Origin of the sequence: Pseudomonas sp. BN411 (assembly GCF_029871235.1) — a bacterium.
Taxonomy (GTDB): domain Bacteria; phylum Pseudomonadota; class Gammaproteobacteria; order Pseudomonadales; family Pseudomonadaceae; genus Metapseudomonas.
Genome location: NZ_SSOM01000085.1, coordinates 224,438 through 241,679 on the forward strand (window position 1 = coordinate 224,438; position 17,242 = coordinate 241,679).

A 17,242-nucleotide genomic window follows, 5' to 3' on the forward strand; every position below is an offset into this window, starting at 1 on the left:
GGTTCCCCTCTTGGCTGTCGCCGCTGTCTCAGGTCCCATGCAACAAAGGTTGCAGGGCTTTATCGATGGCTTCCCGCGCCCTGAAGATGCGGGATCGCACAGTACCGACCGGACACTGCATGACACTGGCAATGTCTTCGTAACTAAGGCCGTCGAACTCGCGCAGGGTCAACGCCGTGCGCAAATCTTCCGGCAACTGCTGGATGCTCCGGTGCACTGTGGCCTCGATCTCATCGCGGAGCAGGGCTCGCTCCGGCGACTCGATATCCTTGAGGGCGTGGTCGCCGTCATAAAACTCGGCGTCCTCAGCACTTACATCACTATCTGGCGGGCGTCTTCCACGCGCCACCAGATGGTTCTTCGCCGTGTTGATGGCGATGCGGTACAGCCACGTATAAAACGCACTGTCGCCGCGAAAGTTTCCGAGCGCGCGGTAAGCCTTGATGAAGGCTTCCTGAGCTACGTCCTGGGCTTCCTGGGCGTCGTGCACGAAACGCACGATCAACCCGAGAATCTTGTGCTGGTACTTCAACACCAGCAGATCGAAAGCCCGCTTGTCGCCCCGCTGCACCCGTTCGACCAGTTGCTGATCCTGTTCCTGGGTTAGCATGAACACTCCTCGTCGATCGCGAAGGGGTGTTGCGCCAGCCAGTGGATCGGCTTGCCAAAATAGACTCGGGCGTTGCGCAAAAGTTCTCCCCTCCAAGCAAGCTTCCTGCAGATTGTTTTTTCGCCTGCACGGAATGACGCAGCAGGGCCCGCGGCCATGCTGCGCCGAATATAAGTCGCTTGATCTACAGGCATCCGGGCTGCACATTTCATGTGCATTCGTTGCGTGAATGTAAGCAAGCACCGTCTCTTCAAAATGGTGACCCTGAATGGAACCTGAACGACTAAAAAAGTTCCCTGGCACCATGCACGGTCATAAGCGAGCTATTGTGCAGCCCACCCCGGCTATATACTAGCCGCCGCTTTTTTCGCGGGAACCGACATGAGCCAACATTTCCAGCATGACGTACTGGTCATCGGCAGCGGCGCCGCTGGCCTGACCCTTGCCCTCACCCTGCCCTCGCACCTGAACATCGTTGTACTGAGCAAGGCCGATCTCAGCAATGGCTCGACCTATTGGGCTCAGGGCGGTGTCGCTGCGGTGCTGGACGATACCGACACGGTCGATTCCCACGTCGAGGACACCCTGGTCGCCGGCGCCGGCCTGTGCCGCGAGGACGCCGTGCGCTTCACGGTAGAACACAGCCGCGCAGCGATCCAATGGCTGATCGACCAGGGCGTGCCCTTCACCCGCGACGATGAAAGCGCTCGCGAGGATGGCGGCTTCGAATTCCACCTGACCCGTGAAGGCGGCCACAGCCACCGGCGCATCATCCATGCCGCCGACGCCACTGGCGCCGCCATCTTCAACACCTTGCTGGAACAGGCCAAGAAGCGGCCGAACATTCAGCTGCTGGAGCAGCGCGTCGCCGTCGACCTGATCACCGAGCGCAAGCTCGGCCGCAAGGGCCAGCGCTGCCTGGGCGCCTACGTGCTGAATCGCACCAGCGGCGAAGTGGACACCTTCCATGCCCGCTTCACTGTGCTCGCTTCCGGCGGCGCGGCCAAGGTCTACCTCTATACCAGCAACCCCGACGGCGCTTGTGGCGATGGTATCGCCATGGCCTGGCGCGCCGGCTGCCGGGTGGGCAACCTGGAGTTCAACCAGTTCCATCCCACTTGCCTCTATCACCCGCAGGCCAAGAGTTTCCTCATTACCGAAGCCGTGCGGGGAGAAGGCGGCCTGCTAAAGCTGCCGAACGGCGAGCGCTTCATGCAGCGTTTCCACCCGCGCGCCGAACTGGCCCCGCGGGACGTGGTAGCCCGCGCCATCGACCATGAGATGAAGCGCCTCGGCGTGGACTGCGTCTATCTGGACATCAGCCACAAGCCTGCCGAGTTCGTGAAGAGCCACTTCCCCACCGTTTACGAGCGCTGCCTGGACTTCGGGATCGACATCACCCGCCAGGCCATCCCGGTGGTGCCGGCGGCGCATTACACCTGCGGCGGCGTGGTGGTTGACCAGCACGGGCGTACTGACATTCCCGGCCTCTACGCCATCGGCGAGACCAGCTTTACCGGCCTGCACGGCGCCAACCGCATGGCCAGCAACTCCCTGCTCGAATGCTTCGTCTATGGCCGCTCAGCGGCGGAAGACATGCTTGGGCAACTGGACAAGGTCCCGATGCCCACCCACCTGCCGACCTGGGACGCCAGCCAGGTGACCGATTCGGACGAGGACGTGATCATCGCCCACAACTGGGACGAGTTGCGGCGCTTCATGTGGGACTACGTCGGCATCGTGCGCACCAACAAGCGCCTGCAGCGCGCCCAGCACCGGGTACGCCTGCTGCTCAGCGAGATCGACGAGTTCTACAGCAACTACAAGGTTAGCCGCGACCTGATCGAACTGCGCAACCTGGCACTGGTGGCGGAGCTGATGATCCGTTCGGCCATGCAGCGCCACGAGAGCCGCGGCCTGCATTACACCCTGGACTACCCGGACCTGCTCCCGGAAGCCCGGGACACTATCCTGGTTCCGACCATCTTCGGCGACTGAACCCCAGCCTCACCCGCAACCGGCGGTGCTGCTCATGGTCGAGGGCATCCGCCGGAATGCACAATCCCCTCCCCCACCAGGCTCCCGACAGCCGGAAGCGCAGGATCACCGCCAGCGGCAGCGCCAGGCTGTCCGGCCGCAACTGCACCGGGCGCCAGCCGTCGGCCGCGCACCAGAGCTGCCAGCCGTCGCCATCCAGGCGCAAGCCGGTAAAGGCCTTGGGGGAACTCAGGAGAATCTGCCTGGGCAAGCACCACGCGGCATGCGCCACGCAGGCGAAGTAGCCGGCAAGCCGAGCCCAGAAAGGAACGTCGGCAACCGACAGGGCCAGAATGGCCAGGAATGACAGGATCAGGTAGAGGGCCAGCAGGCGCCGCGACGGGCGCCAGTGGCATTCGAAGGCGTTACTTGGGCTGGACACGGTCCAGGATCATGCGAACCATGCGGCGCAGGTCCGCGTCTTCCGGCTCGCCGCGCTGCATGAACCAGCCGAACATGTCCTGGTCTTCGCACTCGAGCAGCTTGCGGTAGCGGGCCTGGTCTTCGGCGTCGAGGCTCGGATAGACCTCCTGCACGAAGGGGACGAGGAGCACGTCCAGCTCAAGCATGCCGCGACGGCTGTGCCAGAAGAGTCGGTTCAGTTCAATTGAGTCGGCCATCACAGCGCCTCCAGGAATGAGGCGCGCATTATAACCACAGCCGCCGCCCCGGACACCCGCTGACAAGCCCCCGGCGGAACTCTATGATGGCGCCCCAGACTTTTTTCCAGCGATCCGCAATGGCCGACTCAGCATTCTTCTGTCCGCTCACCCATGAAGGCCTGCTCGCCGTCCGCGGCGTGGATGCCTCAAAGTTCCTCCAGGGCCAGGTGACCTGCAACCTCAATTACCTGGACCAGGCCACCAGCAGCCTGGGTTCCCGCTGCACCCCCAAGGGCCGGATGATTTCCAGCTTCCGCATCATCCAGGAAGGCGAGGGTTTCCTCCTGGCCATGGCCAGCGACCTGCTCGAAGCCCAGTTGGCCGACCTGAAGAAATATGCCGTCTTCTCCAAATCCACCCTGAGCGATGAAAGCGCCGAGTGGGTGCGCTTCGGCCTCAGCCAGGGCGACGGCGCGCTGCTTGCCCTGGGGCTGGACCTGCCACACACCGCCGACAGCGTCGCCCGTGACGGCAAGCTGATCGCCGTGCGTATGGCCGACGGCCGCGCCGAACTCTGGGTGCCCCAGGCAGAGGCTGCCACCGTTGAAGCCCGCCTGGCCGCCCAACTGCCGCAAGCGCCGCTGGATGCCTGGCTGCTGGCCCAGGTACGCGCCGGCATCGGCCAGGTCTTCGGCAGCACCCGCGAGCTGTTCATTCCGCAGATGATCAACCTCCAGGCCCTCGGCGGCGTCAGCTTCAAGAAAGGCTGCTACACCGGCCAGGAGATCGTCGCCCGCATGCAGTACCTGGGCAAACTCAAGCGCCGCCTCTACCGCCTGGCGCTGGCCGATGGCGAGCTGCCACAGCCCGGCGCCGGGCTGTTCTCCCCGGTTCACCAGAGCTCGGTCGGTGAAGTGGTGCTGGCGGCCCCGGCTGCGAGCGGCTGCGAACTGCTTGCCGTGCTTCAGGAAGATGCCGTGAACGATGGCCGCATCCACCTGGGCGCCGCCGATGGCCCCGCGCTGAACCTGCTGAGCCTGCCCTACACCCTGGACGCCGACCGCGAAATCCAACGCTAGCCCGCCCCTGCCGGCCACTGACGAGAAACTCAATGAGCAAGCTTGCCGACAAAGTCCAACAGGAACTCATCCAGGCCATCGAAAGTGATGAGCTGGTTCTGCCGACCCTGCCGGAAGTCGCGCTGAAGGTGCGCGAAACCGCCGAAGACCCGAACGCGAGCATCCAGGACCTGGCCAAGGTGATCGGCAACGACGCCGCGCTGACAGCCCGCATCATCAAGGTGGTGAACAGCCCGCTGCTGCGCACCAACAAGGAAATCACCGACCTGCAGATGGCCATCAGCCGTCTCGGCATCAACTACACCAGCAACCTCGCCACGGGCCTGGCCATGGAGCAGATGTTCCAGGCCACTTCCGACGTGGTTGACCGCAAGATGCGCGAAGTCTGGAACAAGAGCACCGAAATCGCCGGCATCTGCCACGTACTCTGCCGCCACTACACCCGTCTGATGCCCGACCAGGCCACCCTGGCCGGCCTGGTGCACCAGATCGGCGTGCTGCCCATCCTCACCTATGCCGAAGAGCACAACGAGCTGCTGGCCGATTCCATCAGCCTCAACCACGTGATCGAACGCATCCATCCGCTGATCGGCGACCGCATCCTGCGCGCCTGGGAATTCCCCGAGCCGATCGCCGCCGTGCCCAGCCAGTACCTGGACTTCAGCCGCAACTCGACGCGCGTCGACTACATCGATATCGTCCAGGTCGCGACCCTGCAGAGCTACCTCGGCAGCGAGCACCCCTATACCCAGCTGGACTGGAGCCAGGTGTCCGCCTTCGCCAAGCTTGGCCTCGACCCGAACGTCGATATGCAGGCTGACGAAGACCTCTCTGCCGCCATGGAAGCGGCCATGGGCATGCTCCAATAAAGCCTTGCGCGCATTCGTCCGTCCGGCGCTAGACTCAGGTTCCCCTACGTCGCTGGATGGAACCGGATGCGCGTATTCCTTCTCGCCTTCTGCCTGTTGTTCCACGGCCTTGCCGCCGCGGCAGAAGTGCGCCTGACCAATGGCGAGTGGGCGCCCTACCTGGGCGCCAGCCTGCCGCACCAGGGCGTGGCATCACGCATCGTCGAAGAGGCCTTCGCCCTGGAAGGCGTCAAGGTGCAGTGGGAGTTCTACCCCTGGGCCCGCTCGATGCACCTGGCCGAGCGTGGCGAACGTGCCGGCACCGCCGTCTGGCTGCGTAGCCCGGATCGGGAACGGCAGTTCTTCATCAGCGACCCGGTGGTGGAAAGCGCCTACTACTTCTTCCACCGCAAGGATCATCCCCTGGACTGGCAACAGATCTCCGACCTCAAGGACGTGCGCCTGGGCGGCGCGCTTGGCTACGACTACGGCACGGCCTTCCAGCAGGCAGAGCGCGACGGCCAGATCAAGGTCAAGCGCCTGAGCGGTGAGGAACAGGGCCTGCGCATGGTCCTGGCTGGGAGGCTGGATGCCTTTCCCATGGACAAGGTCGTCGCCTTCGCCCTGCTTAACGACAAGTTCACCGCCGCCGATCGCGCCCGGTTGAGCTTCCATCCGCTTCCCGTGCGCAGTGACAGCCTGCACCTGATGCTGTCCCGCGAGGTGCCCGGCAATGCCGAGCTGATCAAGCGCTTCAACCAGGGCCTGACCCTGTTGCGGGACAGCGGCAAGGTGGCCCAGTACCTGATGGAAGTGCAGGAGCCGCTGAGCCTCGCGCCGTAGGCCGAATTCACATGGCATCACGCCGGCGGGAAACTCACCCGCACCTTCAGCCCGCCAGCCCCGCCAGCCCCGCCATCATGAAGGCTGATCTCTGCCTGGTGGGCGCGGCAGATCTCGCCGACGATCGCCAGCCCCAATCCCGCTCCACGACTCTGCACATTGCGCCGATAGAAGCGCTGGAACACCTTGTCGCGTTCCTCGGGCGGAATGCCGCTGCCGTCGTCCTCCACCTCCAGCACCGCCGGCGAGCACACCCGCAGGATCACGTTGCCGCCCTTGGGCGTATGGGCCAGGGCGTTGTCCACCAGGTTGCAAAGCAGCTCGTTGAGCAGCGTCGGCTCCCCCATCACCCAGGCCTGATCCTCCGCTTCCAGCGCCAACGCGATGCCACGCGCATGGGCCAGAGGAGCCAGTGCCATACCCAGCTCGCGCGCCAGTTGGCCCAGCTCGATGCGCTCGGCGCCGCCTTCGGCGATGGCCCGCGCGCCGCTTTCAATGCGTGCCAGAGACAGCAACTGGTTGGCCAGGTGGGTCAGGCGATCGGTGTTCTGTGCCGCTTCTTCCAGGGTCGAGCGCCAGATCGCCGGGTCCTGCTCGCGCAGCCCCAGCTCCACGCGCGCCTTGAGGGCGGCCAGTGGCGTACGCAGCTCATGGGAAGCGTCCGCGATGAAATCCGCCTGACGCTGAAACAGGCCGCGCAGACGTTCGGTGAACTGGTTGAGGGCATCCACCAGGGGGCGCAATTCACGCTGCACCGCCACTTCCGGTAGAGGCCGCAGATCGTCGGCCTCACGCTCCTCCACCGCCAGGCGCAGCTTGTTCAACGGTTGCAGCGAGGCGCTGACCGCCAGCCACACCAGCACCAGCGCCGCCACCACCAGCAGCACCAGGCGCCACAGGCTGTCCACCAGCAGCCCCCTGGCCAGGCGCTCACGGGCGCTTTCGGTTTCGGCGACACGTATCTCGGCGATCCCGTTCAGGCGCGGCTCGCTCACCGGCTGCAACAGGCTTACCACCCGCACCCCAACCCCTTCGTATTCGGCGTCATAGAAGCGCGCCAGCGCAGGGTAGTCGTCAGTACGCTGGGTGCCCGGTGGTGGCGGCGGCAGGTGTTCGTAGCCCGAGACGAGTTTCCCGTCCGGGTCGTTCACCTGGTAGAAGATGCGCCCGGCGCTGTCATAGGCGAAGACATCCAGCGCCACGTAGGGGACGTCCGCCTTCAGGCGACCGTCGTTTTCATAGAGGCCATCGGCAATGGCCCTCGCCGACGCCAGGAGTGTTCGGTCATAGGCAGTGTCTGCGGCCTCGCGGGCGTTCCAGTAGGAACTCAGGCTGGCGATCAGCAGCGGGCCACCCAGCATCAGCGCCAGGCGGCGCAGCAGCCGCCCGCGCAGGCTGCCGGCCTCACGCATCCTGGCTCTCCAGCAGGTAGCCCAGGCCACGGAAGGTGACGATGCGCACGGCGCTGCCTTCCAGCTTCTTGCGCAGGCGGTGGATGTAGATCTCGATGGCATCGGGACTGGCTTCCTCATCGAGCCCGAACACCTGGGAAGCCAGCTGCTCCTTGCTCATCACCCGCCCCGGCCGCGCGATCAGGGCCTGCAGCACGGATTGCTCGCGCGAGGTCAGGCTGAGGACTTCATCTGCGAGGCTGAAGCGCCGGGTTCCCAGGTCATAGACCAGCGCCCCGCAGCGCTGTTGCTGCTCGCCACCGAGCACGCTGCGGCGCAGCAGTGCCTTGACCCGTGCCTCCAGCTCGGTCAGTTCGAAGGGTTTAGCCAGGTAGTCGTCGGCCCCGAGATTGAGGCCGTGGACCCGGTCCTTCACCTCGCCGCGCGCGGTAAGCATCAGCACCGGCAGTGTCTTGCCGCGCCCGCGCAGGCGCGCCAGCACCTCGAAGCCATCCATGCGCGGCAGTCCCACGTCCAGTACCGCCAGGGCGTAGTCCTCACTGGCCAGGGCCAGGTCGGCGGCGACGCCATCGTGCAGTACGTCCACCGTCCAACCTGCGCTCTTGAGCACTTGGGCAACGCTTGCAGCCAACTGGGGATGGTCTTCGACCAGCAGGATTCGCACGACAAAGTCTCCGAAATGGCAGCGATCGCTCAGCAGTTTAACGGGCCGCCGGGCGCTGTGAATGCCATGCAAGGTTTCTTTCACACTGAAAGGCTGGCGAAAGTTTCACTGCATAGCATCGCGACAGGGTGGCAAGGACCACCCGTAAAAAAGCCGGCCCGTGGTTGCGCCGGCTGACAAGAACAACAATGGAGACCACTCGATGCCAACTGCCGCACGGCAGGCGCTTCCGCCTGTTTGCACCCTCAGTCTCGCCATCGCAAGCTGCACCCTGGCCACGCACGCCAATGCCGAGTTCTTCAAGGACAGCTCGGCGACCCTCGAAGCCCGCAACATCTACCTGAACCGCGACTTCCGCGACGGCTCCGGCCAGTCCAAGCGCGAGGAATGGGCGCAGGGTTTCATCCTCAACGTCGAATCCGGCTACACCGAAGGCACCGTCGGCCTGGGCCTCGACGCCCTCGGCATGCTCGGCATCAAGCTCGATTCCGGCCCAGGCCGCAGCGGTACCGACTTGCTGCCGGTGCAGGACGACGGCGGCACACCGGACGAGTACAGCAAGCTCGGCCTGACCGCCAAGGTCCGCGCCTCGAAGAGCGAGCTACGCCTGGGCACCCACATTCCCGAACTGCCGGTGGTGAAGGCCAGCGACAGCCGCATCCTGCCCCAAGTATTCGAAGGTGGCCTGCTCACCTCGAAGGAAATCAGCAACCTGACCTTCACTGGTGGCCGCCTCAACGAGGTCAAGGACCGCGCTTCGACCAACTCCGAAGACCTGGCCATCAACAACAAGAACAAGCGCTTCGCCACCGCCGCCACGGGCGATCACTTCGACCTTGGCGGCCTGGACTACGCCTTCACCGAGCGCGTCACCGGCCGCTACTTCTTCGCCGAGCTGGACGATGTCTACCGCCAGAATTTCTTCGGCCTGCTGGCCAGCCAGCCGCTGGGCGCCGGCACCATGAGCGCCGACCTGCGCTATGCCATCAGCGACGACACCGGCCGCGCCGAGGCCGGCAAGGTGGATAACCGCGCCCTCAACGGCATGGTCAGCTACGGCCAGGGCAGCCACAAGGTCGGCCTGGGCTACCAGCGCATGAGCGGCGACACCGGTTACGCCTACATCGATGGCAGCGATCCCTTCCTGGTCAACTTCGTGCAGATCAACGACTTCGCCAACGCCGACCAGCGCTCCTGGCAGGCCCGCTACGACCTCGACTTCGCCGCCATGGGCGTGCCCGGCCTGAGCTTCATGACCCGTTACGTCACCAGCGACAACGCCCAGGTCACCGGCAGCAGCGAGGAAGGCCGTGAATGGGAACGCGATGTCGAATTCAAGTACGTGGTCCCCAACGGCAGCCTGAAGAACCTGACCTTCCGCGCCCGCCATGCCGGATTCCGCTCCAACTTCGCCCGCGATGCGGATGAACTTCGCCTGATCGTCAGTTATGCACTGCCGATCTGGTGAGGCCTGAACCACAATAAAACTCCACAGGAGACTCCCGATGAAGACTGCCCTCTCCCGCATCGCCCTGATCACCTCGGGCCTGCTGCTGTCCACCCAGCTGCTGGCCGAGCCCAAGCGCCCCGAGTGCATCGCCCCGGCCAAGCCCGGCGGCGGCTTCGACCTCACCTGCAAGCTGGCCCAGAGCGGCCTGAAGGATGGCGGCCTGCTCAAGGCGCCGATGCGCGTCACCTACATGCCCGGCGGCGTCGGCGCCGTGGCCTACAACGCCGTGGTCGCCCAGCGCCCGAAGGATGCCGGCACCATCACCGCCTTCTCCTCCGGCTCCCTGCTGAACCTCGCCCAGGGCAAGTTCGGTCGCTACGACGAGAACGCCGTGCGCTGGCTGGCAGGCATCGGTACCGATTACGGCGCCATCTCCGTGCGTGCCGATTCCCCCTACCAGACCCTGAGCGACCTGGTCGAAGCCGTGAAGAAGGACCCCGCCGCCATCGTCTTCGGCGCCGGCGCCACCATCGGCGGCCAGGACTGGATGCAGACCGCGCTGATCGCCCGCGCCGCCGGCATCGACCCGCAGAAGCTGCGCTACGTAGCCTTCGAGGGCGGCGGTGAGACCCTCACCGCCATGCTGGGGGGCCACGTGCAGGTAACCAGCAGCGGCCTGGGTGAAATCACCCCGCAACTGGCCGCCGGCAAGATTCGCATCCTCGCCGTGCTCTCCGACCAGCGTCTGCCCGGCAAGCTGGCGGAAATCCCCACTGCCAAGGAGCAGGGCTTCGACATCGTCTGGCCGGTGATCCGCGGCTTCTATATGGGCCCGGAAGTCAGCGACGAGGATTTCAACTGGTGGAAGCAGCAGTTCGACACCCTGCTGGCCAGCGAGGAGTTCGCCAAGCTGCGTGAACAGCGCGACCTGTTCCCCCTGAGCCTCACCGGCGACCAGTTGAAAGCCTACGTATTCGAACAGGTGAAGCAGTACAAGCAGCTCGCCGGCGAATTCGGCCTGGCGCAGTAATCGCCACAATCCGGTCCCCTCTCCCCCTGGGAGAGGGGCGACTCCGCATTCCTAGGTAAACCGCCATGTACGTACGAATCTTCGCTGCGGTCTGGCTGCTCGTCTGTGCCCTGCTCGCCGTGGTCGCCTGGGGCTTCCAGGCGCCGTTCAGCTACGACCCGGTCGGCCCGCGCGCCTACCCCCTGCTGCTGCTGTTCCTGATGGCCACCGCCGCCATCTGGCTGATCTACAAGCCGGGTGACGTCGAGGACCTGCCGATTTCCTGGTCCCTGGCGCGCAAGGTCGCGATCTTCGTTATCGCCCTGTTCGCCTACGGGCTGCTCTTCGAGCCCCTGGGCTTCGTCCTCAGCACCACCCTCGTGGGCTTCGGCCTCGGCATGCTGTTCAACGGCCGCCTGCTGCCGAGCCTGGCCAGCGGCCTGCTGATGGGCGCACTGCTCTACGGCCTGTTCGACTACCTGCTGGACGTTCCGCTGCCCCTGGGGCTGCTGGCCTTCCTGGAGAACTGACATGGAAACCCTGAACTTCCTGGCCCAGGGCTTCGACGTCGCCCTGCGTCCAATCAACCTCCTGGTGGCACTGTTCGGCGCCTTCATCGGCACCGTGGTCGGCCTGCTGCCGGGCCTGGGGCCGATCAACGGGGTGGCGATCCTGCTGCCGCTGGCGTTCGCTCTCGGCCTGCCGCCTGAAACCGCCCTGATCCTGCTGGCCGCCGTGTACCTGGGCTGCGAGTACGGCGGGCGCATCTCGGCCATCCTGCTCAACGTACCGGGCGACGCCGCGGCCATCATGACCACCCTCGACGGCTACCCTCTGGCGCGCCAGGGCAAGGCCGGCATCGCCCTCTCGTTGTCGGCCATGAGCTCCTTCATCGGCAGCACCATCGCCACCATAGGCGTGGTGCTCTTCGCACCGATTCTCGCCAACTGGGCGGTGGCCTTCGGGCCGGCGGAGTACTTCATGCTGATGGTCTTCGCCATTGCCTGTCTGGGCGGCATGGTCGGCGACAAGCCGGTCAAGACCCTGCTCTCGGCGCTGATCGGCCTGGGCCTGGCCACGGTGGGCGTAGACGCCACCACCGGCGTCTACCGTTTCACCTTCGACAGCGTCGGCCTGTCCGACGGCATCCAGTTCGTGATCGTCGTCATCGGCCTGTTCAGCGTCAGCGAAATGCTACTGATGCTGGAGCACACCGCCACCGGCCAGCAGGCCGTGAAGACCAGCGGACGCATGCTGTTCAACCTGAAGGAATTCACCTTCACCTGGTGGAGCAGCGTGCGCAGCTCCCTGGCCGGCTTCGTCATCGGCGTGCTGCCGGGTGCCGGCGCCACCATCGCCAGCGCCATCACCTACATGAGCGAGAAGCGCATGGCCGGCAGCAGCAGCCGCTTCGGCGAAGGTGACCTGCGTGGCGTGGCGGCACCGGAAGCGGCCAACAACGCTTCGGCCTGCGGTTCGCTGATTCCCATGCTGACCCTCGGCGTGCCGGGCTCGGGCACCACCGCGGTGATGATCGGCGCCCTGACTCTGTACAACATCACTCCCGGCCCGCTGCTGTTCGAGCAGCAGCCCGATGTGGTCTGGGGCCTGATCGCCTCGCTGTTCATCGGCAACGTTATCCTGCTGGTGATGAACATCCCGCTGGTTGGGTTGTTCGCCCGTATGCTCAGTGTGCCGAACTGGATCCTCGTCCCGGCCGTCACCGTGATCAGCGTGGTGGGGGTGTACGCCGTGCACAGCACCACCTTCGACCTGGTGCTGATGGCGGCTCTCGGGGTGTTCGGCTACCTGCTGCGCAAGATGGACTTCCCACTGTCGTCGCTGATCCTCGGTTTCGTCCTTGGTGAGCTGATGGAATCCAACCTGCGCCGCGCCCTGTCCATCACCAACGGCGACCTCGGCATCCTCTGGAGCAGCCCGATCACCATCGCCCTCTGGGTGCTCACCGCCGTGATGCTGGCCCTGCCGGGCCTCCGCTGGATGCGTGCACGCCGCGCCAAGGCGAAGCTCGCTCATGCCTAAGTGGCTGCTCACGCCGCTGGTGGGCGCCGCCGGCGGCTGGCTGGCCAGCTTGATCGGCTGGCCGCTGCCGTGGATGGTGGGCTCGCTGCTGGCGGTGATCGCCGTGCGCTGCATCGGCAACCTGCCGCTGGTGGAAGTGCCGGGCGCACGCAAGTGCGGCCAGTGGGTGGTGGGTGTGGGCATTGGCCTGCACTTCACCCCCGCGGTGATCGAGCAGGTACTGGCCAACAGCGCGATCATCCTGGTCGGTGCCGTGGCCACCACGCTTTCCAGCGTCATCGGCATCAGCCTCATGCTGCGCAGCGGCGAGGACCGCGCCACCGCGTTCTTCGCCAGCATGCCGGGGGGCGCCAGCGAAATGGTCAACCTCGGCAAGCGCAACGGCGCGATGCTCAGCCGCGTCGCCGCCGGGCAAAGCCTGCGCCTGCTGCTGGTGGTCCTCAGCGTACCAGCCTTGTTCCAGCTGTTCGTCGGCGTTCCCGCCGTACAGCATCAGGCGGCATCGGTGGACTGGGGCTGGCTCGCCCTGCTGCTCGCTGGCGGCGCACTGCTGGCCTTGTTGATGCAGCGTTTCCACCAACCCAACCCCTGGCTGATCGGCCCACTGCTGGTCAGTGCCGGGATGAGCATCGGCTTCGACCTGCAACTGGGCCTGCCGCAAGGCGCCAGCCAGCTCGGCCAATGGCTGATCGGCAGCGCCCTGGGCTGCCACTTCGACCGCGCCTTCTTCAAGCGCGCGCCCTCATTCATCGCTCGCACCCTGCTGGCCACCTCCCTGGGCATGGCCTTCGCCGCCCTTGCCGCCGAACTACTGGGCTGGCTGGATGGGCTCGACCATCGCTCGCTGATGCTGGGCATGATGCCGGGCGGCATCGCCGAACTCAGCCTCACCGCCGAAGCCCTGCAGCTCTCGGTACCCCTGGTCACCGCCTTGCAGGTGTTGCGACTGCTCCTGGTGCTGTTTCTCGCCGAGCCGGTGTTCCGACGCTGGCAGAAGCACAAGACCCACGTTTAGCCCGCCTTGTGCGGGCTTTTTTTATCCCGCGCCCCGTCCGCCCCGCATCGACGCGACCAACTTCATACCCCATTCGCAACATCCGGTTGCGTGCACACCGTCAACCGCAATGCGGCACGCCTATGCTCTCCCCATCTACTAATTGCCATGGCCGACTTCCATGTCCGGACGCGTTACCCCGCTTCGTGCTGTGCTGCTCGCCACGACATTCCTGCTGGTGGCGGCCTGTAGTCGTCTGGACCTGGCCTATCGCAACCTGGATCTGGTCATTCCTTGGTGGATCAGCACCTACGTCAGCCTCGACGACTCACAGAAAGCCTGGCTGGAGCCGCGCTTGCAAAAGCACCTCGCCTGGCATTGCAGAACCCAGCTGCCCGAATACGTCGCCTGGCTGGAGCAATTGGTCCAGCTCAGCCAGCGGCCAAAGCTGACGGCCACCGATGTGCAGGGCCAGTTCGTGCAGGTTCGCGAGGCCGCGCGGGACATCGCTGTCGAAATCACTCCCACGGCGATAGGCGTGGCGAAGAATCTTTACCCGCAGCAGATGGGCGAGCTCTATGTCTCCATGGACGAGCGCAATGTCGAGTTGCGCGAAGAGCACGTCACACCGCCGCTCAAGGAACAGGTGGTCGCGCGATCAGAGCGCATGCGCGAACGCGTCGAGGAATGGTTGGGACCGTTGCGGCCGAGCCAGCAGGCGCGCATCGACACCTGGGCCAAGGAACAAGGCGACTACAACCGGATCTGGTCCGACAACCGCGAAAACTGGCAGAAGGAGCTGCGCAGTGCGCTTTATAGCCGTCATAACGCGGACTTCCCGGTGCGCCTCACCGCCCTGCTGCAGGACCCGGAAACCTTCTGGACAGCGAAGTACCGCAAGGCCTATCCAGCGGCGGAGGACGCCCTGGCCCGGCTGCTCACCGATCTTTTCAACAGTGCCGACGAGGGCCAGCGCAATGCGTTGCGCCAGCACATCGGCGAGATGGTCGCGGACCTCAAGGGATTGGAGTGCTACCCGCGCTGAGTGCCCGGCTTCAGAGCGCGGGCAGGCTCCAGTCGATCGGTGCCAGTTCGTGCTGGACGAGGAACTTGTTGCAGCGGCTGAAGTGGCCGTTGCCGAGGAAGCCCCGGTAGGCCGACAGCGGCGACGGATGCGCCGACTTCAGGATCAGGTGCTTGGTGGGGTCGATCAGCCGTTCCTTGCTCTGCGCGTGGGAGCCCCAGAGCAGGAAGACCAGGTGCGGACGGTTCTGGCTGACGGCCTCGATCACCTTGTCGGTGAAGGGCTGCCAGCCGGCACCGGCATGGGAACCGGCGCGAGCCTGTTCGACGGTCAGGGAGGTGTTGAGCAGCAGCACGCCCTGCTCCGCCCAGGATTGCAGGTAACCGTGGGACGGAATGTCGATGTTCAGGTCGCGCTTGAGTTCCTTGTAGATGTTCTGCAGCGACGGCGGCGCCGGTACGCCCGGCTGTACCGAGAAGCACAGGCCGTGGGCCTGGCCCGGACCGTGGTAGGGATCCTGGCCGATGATGACCACCTTCACCCGCTCCAGCGGCGTGGAGTTCAGCGCATTGAAGATCAGCGGTCCCGGCGGGAAGATCACCTTGCCGGCGGCCTTCTCCTGGCGCAGGAAATCGCCCAGGGCCTTCATATAGGGCTTTTCGAACTCGTCCCGCAGGGCTTCTTTCCAGCTCTCTTCGAGCCTGATCCGGTCGTCGCTTTCAGTCATCACTCAATCTGTTCCGTGGCGGTTGCCAGGGCGCTTCCCGCCCGATGGTCGGGCACCCTATGAAATGCCCACTACCCTTGTCAATCAAGGACGCCCGGAGTGAGCCCGCATGGATAATCGCCACGACACCGTGAAACTCGCGCTCTACGAACGCTTTCTCAAGGATGCCAGTGCGCTGCCGCCGATGCCGGAGACGTCCCTGCACCTGCGCCAGTTGCAGGCGGGCGACAAGCCCTCCCATGAGCAGGTCAGCGAACTGCTGGAAACCAACGCGACCCTGACCGGGCGCCTGATGGAGTTCGCCAGCCTGCCGCTACTCGGCCATGTCCGTCCCTGTCCCCGCCTGCTGGACCTGGTCAGGCAGCTGGATGGCAGGCGCCTGGCCAACCTGGTGCTGGCCTTCGAGCTGCAGCAGTTGTTCGACGGTGACGAAACCAGCCTGCGCAAGGTCTTCAACAAGCGCTGGAACCTCAGCCTGCAACGGGCCGCCCTGAGCGCCGGCCTGGCCCAGCACCTGCCCCACCTGCAAGAGGAGGACGCCCTGCTGGCCGGCCTGCTGCAGGACGTCGGCAGCCTGCCGTTGCTCCAGGAGTTGCATCGCTGGCCGCAGGTGTCACGCCTGGAGGTCGATGTGCAACGGCTGTGCGAACAGCTCTCCGCCGAACTGGGCGTACTGCTGCTGAGCGCCTGGAAATTGCCCAGCAACCTGCAGGACTGCGCACGCCTGCGTCGCGACTGGTGCCGCCAGCACAAGGGCGCGGTGGATTTGGCGGACGTGGTGCAGGTCGCCAGCCAGTTGCTGGACGAACCCCGTGACGACGACCGCCTCGCGCGGTTGCCCGCCTACCAGCGCATGGAGCTGCCGACACCGCGCCTCCTGCGCGCGGAACTCGCGGAAGTGGTGGCGCTCTGGCTGAAACTGCTGGGCGGCCGGCCGCTCGAAGCCGATTGACCGGCAAGAAGCCCGCTGCAACTCACCCCTGATGCAATGCCCGGTAATGACTGGGCGCCATCCCCACCACCTTCCTGAACAGGCGCGAGAAGTAATAGACGTCGTCGTAACCGAGTTGCTCGGCAATCTGCTTCACCCCCTGGTCGCCCTCGTCGAGCAAGCGGCAGGCGTGGGCCATCTTCAGCTGGATGAAATCCTGGATCGGCGCGTGCCCCGTCAGGGCCCGATAGGTCTTGGCGAAGTGGAAGCGCGACAGTTTGAACTGGGCCGCCAGTTGGTCGAGGTTGAGACTGTCGTGCAGATGGGCACGCATCACCGCCTGCACCGCATCCACGTCCAGCACCCGGCCTGACTTGAGATACCCCCGCACGGGCAGCACCGCCAGGGAGGTCAGCAAGGTCTGCAACTGGTGGGCGGCATGGACGAAGTGCGGCAGGTTCAGGCCCTGCTTGCGCAGCCCCAGCAGCGCATCGAAATCGGCCAGCAGGCGCGGCTGCACACCGATCCGATGTAGGACCGACTGCCCCAGGGGCCGCAGGTAGTCCTCCACCAGTTCACCTTCGAAGTGCACCCAATAGATGCTCCAGGGCCGCTGCGCATCAGCGCCATATGCATGGGCGCGGCCTTTGGGCAGCAGCAGCAGGTCGCCACCGCCCACATCGAATCGTCCATCCCCGGTTTCCAGCCAGCCCTGTCCGGAGCGGCAGTAGATCAGCAGGTTGTCTTCCGGTTCATGGCGATCCATGAGGTGCCCGAGGGCCTCCGGGTAGTAGCCCAGTGCCAGTGGATAACAGGCGGAAGTCAATGGGTGACGGGCCAGCAGGCGGCGCAGGCGGGGTGGCGTGGTGAAGCGCACGCCATTGGCCGGCAGCGGCCAGTTGGATGTTTCGACGGAGCGGCTCATGGACATTCTTGTAGTGGCCCGCAATCCCAAGATCGTCCATCCCG

General features: G+C 65.3%; 18 protein-coding genes. 11 read left to right on the forward strand and 7 right to left on the reverse strand.

What is annotated here, in order from left to right; translation table 11 throughout:
• Window positions 1-28 precede the first annotated feature (28 nt).
• Window positions 29-610: an RNA polymerase sigma factor RpoE gene (gene rpoE, locus E8F06_RS28060; protein WP_044870604.1), complete on the reverse strand. Its 582-nt coding sequence runs from the start codon at window positions 608-610 to the stop codon at window positions 29-31.
• Between the two features lie 381 nt (window positions 611-991).
• On the opposite strand from rpoE, the gene nadB reads away from it, so the two are divergent.
• Window positions 992-2,608, forward strand: a complete 1,617-nt coding sequence (gene nadB / locus E8F06_RS28065; protein WP_280372426.1) for an L-aspartate oxidase — start codon at window positions 992-994, stop codon at window positions 2,606-2,608.
• On the opposite strand, the gene E8F06_RS28070 is transcribed toward nadB, so the two are convergent.
• Window positions 2,577-3,029 (reverse strand): protein YgfX, encoded by a 453-nt coding sequence (locus E8F06_RS28070; RefSeq protein ID WP_280372427.1) that lies wholly within the window; start codon window positions 3,027-3,029, stop codon window positions 2,577-2,579. The two genes, nadB and E8F06_RS28070, sit on opposite strands and share 32 nt — an antisense overlap.
• Window positions 3,013-3,267, reverse strand: a complete 255-nt coding sequence (locus E8F06_RS28075; protein ID WP_151132420.1) for a succinate dehydrogenase assembly factor 2 — start codon at window positions 3,265-3,267, stop codon at window positions 3,013-3,015. Before E8F06_RS28075 ends, E8F06_RS28070 begins: the two co-directional genes overlap by 17 nt.
• A gap of 119 nt (window positions 3,268-3,386) precedes the next feature.
• Between E8F06_RS28075 and E8F06_RS28080 the strand changes: the two genes are divergently transcribed.
• From E8F06_RS28080 to E8F06_RS28090, 3 genes are all read left to right on the forward strand, one after another.
• Complete coding sequence (locus tag E8F06_RS28080; protein ID WP_280372428.1) at window positions 3,387-4,328, forward strand: folate-binding protein YgfZ; 942 nt, start codon at window positions 3,387-3,389, stop codon at window positions 4,326-4,328.
• Window positions 4,329-4,360: 32 nt separating this feature from the next.
• Window positions 4,361-5,197 carry an HDOD domain-containing protein gene (locus tag E8F06_RS28085; protein WP_280372429.1) on the forward strand — a complete coding sequence of 279 codons (837 nt, stop codon included), beginning with the start codon at window positions 4,361-4,363 and terminating at the stop codon, window positions 5,195-5,197.
• A gap of 66 nt (window positions 5,198-5,263) precedes the next feature.
• Window positions 5,264-6,019, forward strand: coding sequence for a transporter substrate-binding domain-containing protein (locus tag E8F06_RS28090; protein ID WP_280372430.1), 756 nt, complete (start codon window positions 5,264-5,266; stop codon window positions 6,017-6,019).
• A 17-nt stretch (window positions 6,020-6,036) separates the two neighbouring features.
• Here the strand turns inward: E8F06_RS28090 and E8F06_RS28095 are convergent, their stop codons facing one another.
• Together E8F06_RS28095 and E8F06_RS28100 are read right to left on the reverse strand one after the other, a co-directional pair.
• Window positions 6,037-7,431 (reverse strand): sensor histidine kinase, encoded by a 1,395-nt coding sequence (locus tag E8F06_RS28095; protein WP_280372431.1) that lies wholly within the window; start codon window positions 7,429-7,431, stop codon window positions 6,037-6,039.
• Window positions 7,424-8,095 carry a response regulator gene (locus tag E8F06_RS28100; RefSeq protein WP_280372432.1) on the reverse strand — a complete coding sequence of 224 codons (672 nt, stop codon included), beginning with the start codon at window positions 8,093-8,095 and terminating at the stop codon, window positions 7,424-7,426. The genes E8F06_RS28095 and E8F06_RS28100 overlap by 8 nt, the downstream gene beginning before the upstream one ends.
• 202 nt (window positions 8,096-8,297) lie before the next feature.
• On the opposite strand from E8F06_RS28100, the gene E8F06_RS28105 reads away from it, so the two are divergent.
• The 6 genes from E8F06_RS28105 to E8F06_RS28130 all read left to right on the forward strand — a co-directional run bounded on the left by E8F06_RS28105 (window position 8,298) and on the right by E8F06_RS28130 (window position 14,636).
• Window positions 8,298-9,563, forward strand: a complete 1,266-nt coding sequence (locus E8F06_RS28105) for an OprD family porin (RefSeq protein WP_280372433.1) — start codon at window positions 8,298-8,300, stop codon at window positions 9,561-9,563.
• Between the two features lie 37 nt (window positions 9,564-9,600).
• Window positions 9,601-10,575: a tripartite tricarboxylate transporter substrate binding protein gene (locus E8F06_RS28110; protein ID WP_280372434.1), complete on the forward strand. Its 975-nt coding sequence runs from the start codon at window positions 9,601-9,603 to the stop codon at window positions 10,573-10,575.
• A 65-nt stretch (window positions 10,576-10,640) separates the two neighbouring features.
• Window positions 10,641-11,084 carry a tripartite tricarboxylate transporter TctB family protein gene (locus tag E8F06_RS28115; protein WP_280372435.1) on the forward strand — a complete coding sequence of 148 codons (444 nt, stop codon included), beginning with the start codon at window positions 10,641-10,643 and terminating at the stop codon, window positions 11,082-11,084.
• Between the two features lies 1 nt (window position 11,085).
• On the forward strand, window positions 11,086-12,597 hold the full coding sequence (locus E8F06_RS28120) for a tripartite tricarboxylate transporter permease (RefSeq protein ID WP_280372436.1): 1,512 nt from the start codon (window positions 11,086-11,088) through the stop codon (window positions 12,595-12,597).
• Window positions 12,590-13,612, forward strand: coding sequence for an AbrB family transcriptional regulator (locus tag E8F06_RS28125; RefSeq protein ID WP_280372437.1), 1,023 nt, complete (start codon window positions 12,590-12,592; stop codon window positions 13,610-13,612). The genes E8F06_RS28120 and E8F06_RS28125 overlap by 8 nt, the downstream gene beginning before the upstream one ends.
• 160 nt (window positions 13,613-13,772) lie before the next feature.
• Window positions 13,773-14,636 (forward strand): DUF6279 family lipoprotein, encoded by an 864-nt coding sequence (locus E8F06_RS28130; RefSeq protein WP_280372438.1) that lies wholly within the window; start codon window positions 13,773-13,775, stop codon window positions 14,634-14,636.
• Between the two features lie 10 nt (window positions 14,637-14,646).
• Here the strand turns inward: E8F06_RS28130 and ung are convergent, their stop codons facing one another.
• Window positions 14,647-15,342, reverse strand: coding sequence for a uracil-DNA glycosylase (ung, locus tag E8F06_RS28135; RefSeq protein ID WP_280372439.1), 696 nt, complete (start codon window positions 15,340-15,342; stop codon window positions 14,647-14,649).
• 109 nt (window positions 15,343-15,451) lie between these two features.
• Between ung and E8F06_RS28140 the strand changes: the two genes are divergently transcribed.
• Window positions 15,452-16,294 carry an HDOD domain-containing protein gene (locus tag E8F06_RS28140; RefSeq protein WP_280372440.1) on the forward strand — a complete coding sequence of 281 codons (843 nt, stop codon included), beginning with the start codon at window positions 15,452-15,454 and terminating at the stop codon, window positions 16,292-16,294.
• Between the two features lie 22 nt (window positions 16,295-16,316).
• Here the strand turns inward: E8F06_RS28140 and E8F06_RS28145 are convergent, their stop codons facing one another.
• On the reverse strand, window positions 16,317-17,198 hold the full coding sequence (locus E8F06_RS28145) for an AraC family transcriptional regulator (protein ID WP_280372441.1): 882 nt from the start codon (window positions 17,196-17,198) through the stop codon (window positions 16,317-16,319).
• Between the last annotated feature and the right edge of the window lie 44 nt (window positions 17,199-17,242).

Excerpts from the sequence above, each read along its gene's own strand:
- rpoE (WP_044870604.1), bottom strand. The coding sequence starts at position 610 with ATGCTAACCCAGGAACAGGATCAGCAACTGGTCGAACGGGTGCAGCGG.
- nadB (WP_280372426.1), top strand. The coding sequence starts at position 992 with ATGAGCCAACATTTCCAGCATGACGTACTGGTCATCGGCAGCGGCGCC.
- E8F06_RS28075 (WP_151132420.1), bottom strand. The coding sequence starts at position 3,267 with ATGGCCGACTCAATTGAACTGAACCGACTCTTCTGGCACAGCCGTCGC.
- E8F06_RS28080 (WP_280372428.1), top strand. The coding sequence starts at position 3,387 with ATGGCCGACTCAGCATTCTTCTGTCCGCTCACCCATGAAGGCCTGCTC.
- E8F06_RS28085 (WP_280372429.1), top strand. The coding sequence starts at position 4,361 with ATGAGCAAGCTTGCCGACAAAGTCCAACAGGAACTCATCCAGGCCATC.
- E8F06_RS28090 (WP_280372430.1), top strand. The coding sequence starts at position 5,264 with ATGCGCGTATTCCTTCTCGCCTTCTGCCTGTTGTTCCACGGCCTTGCC.
- E8F06_RS28095 (WP_280372431.1), bottom strand. The coding sequence starts at position 7,431 with ATGCGTGAGGCCGGCAGCCTGCGCGGGCGGCTGCTGCGCCGCCTGGCG.
- E8F06_RS28105 (WP_280372433.1), top strand. The coding sequence starts at position 8,298 with ATGCCAACTGCCGCACGGCAGGCGCTTCCGCCTGTTTGCACCCTCAGT.
- E8F06_RS28110 (WP_280372434.1), top strand. The coding sequence starts at position 9,601 with ATGAAGACTGCCCTCTCCCGCATCGCCCTGATCACCTCGGGCCTGCTG.
- E8F06_RS28115 (WP_280372435.1), top strand. The coding sequence starts at position 10,641 with ATGTACGTACGAATCTTCGCTGCGGTCTGGCTGCTCGTCTGTGCCCTG.
- E8F06_RS28120 (WP_280372436.1), top strand. The coding sequence starts at position 11,086 with ATGGAAACCCTGAACTTCCTGGCCCAGGGCTTCGACGTCGCCCTGCGT.
- E8F06_RS28125 (WP_280372437.1), top strand. The coding sequence starts at position 12,590 with ATGCCTAAGTGGCTGCTCACGCCGCTGGTGGGCGCCGCCGGCGGCTGG.
- E8F06_RS28130 (WP_280372438.1), top strand. The coding sequence starts at position 13,773 with ATGTCCGGACGCGTTACCCCGCTTCGTGCTGTGCTGCTCGCCACGACA.
- ung (WP_280372439.1), bottom strand. The coding sequence starts at position 15,342 with ATGACTGAAAGCGACGACCGGATCAGGCTCGAAGAGAGCTGGAAAGAA.
- E8F06_RS28140 (WP_280372440.1), top strand. The coding sequence starts at position 15,452 with ATGGATAATCGCCACGACACCGTGAAACTCGCGCTCTACGAACGCTTT.
- E8F06_RS28145 (WP_280372441.1), bottom strand. The coding sequence starts at position 17,198 with ATGAGCCGCTCCGTCGAAACATCCAACTGGCCGCTGCCGGCCAATGGC.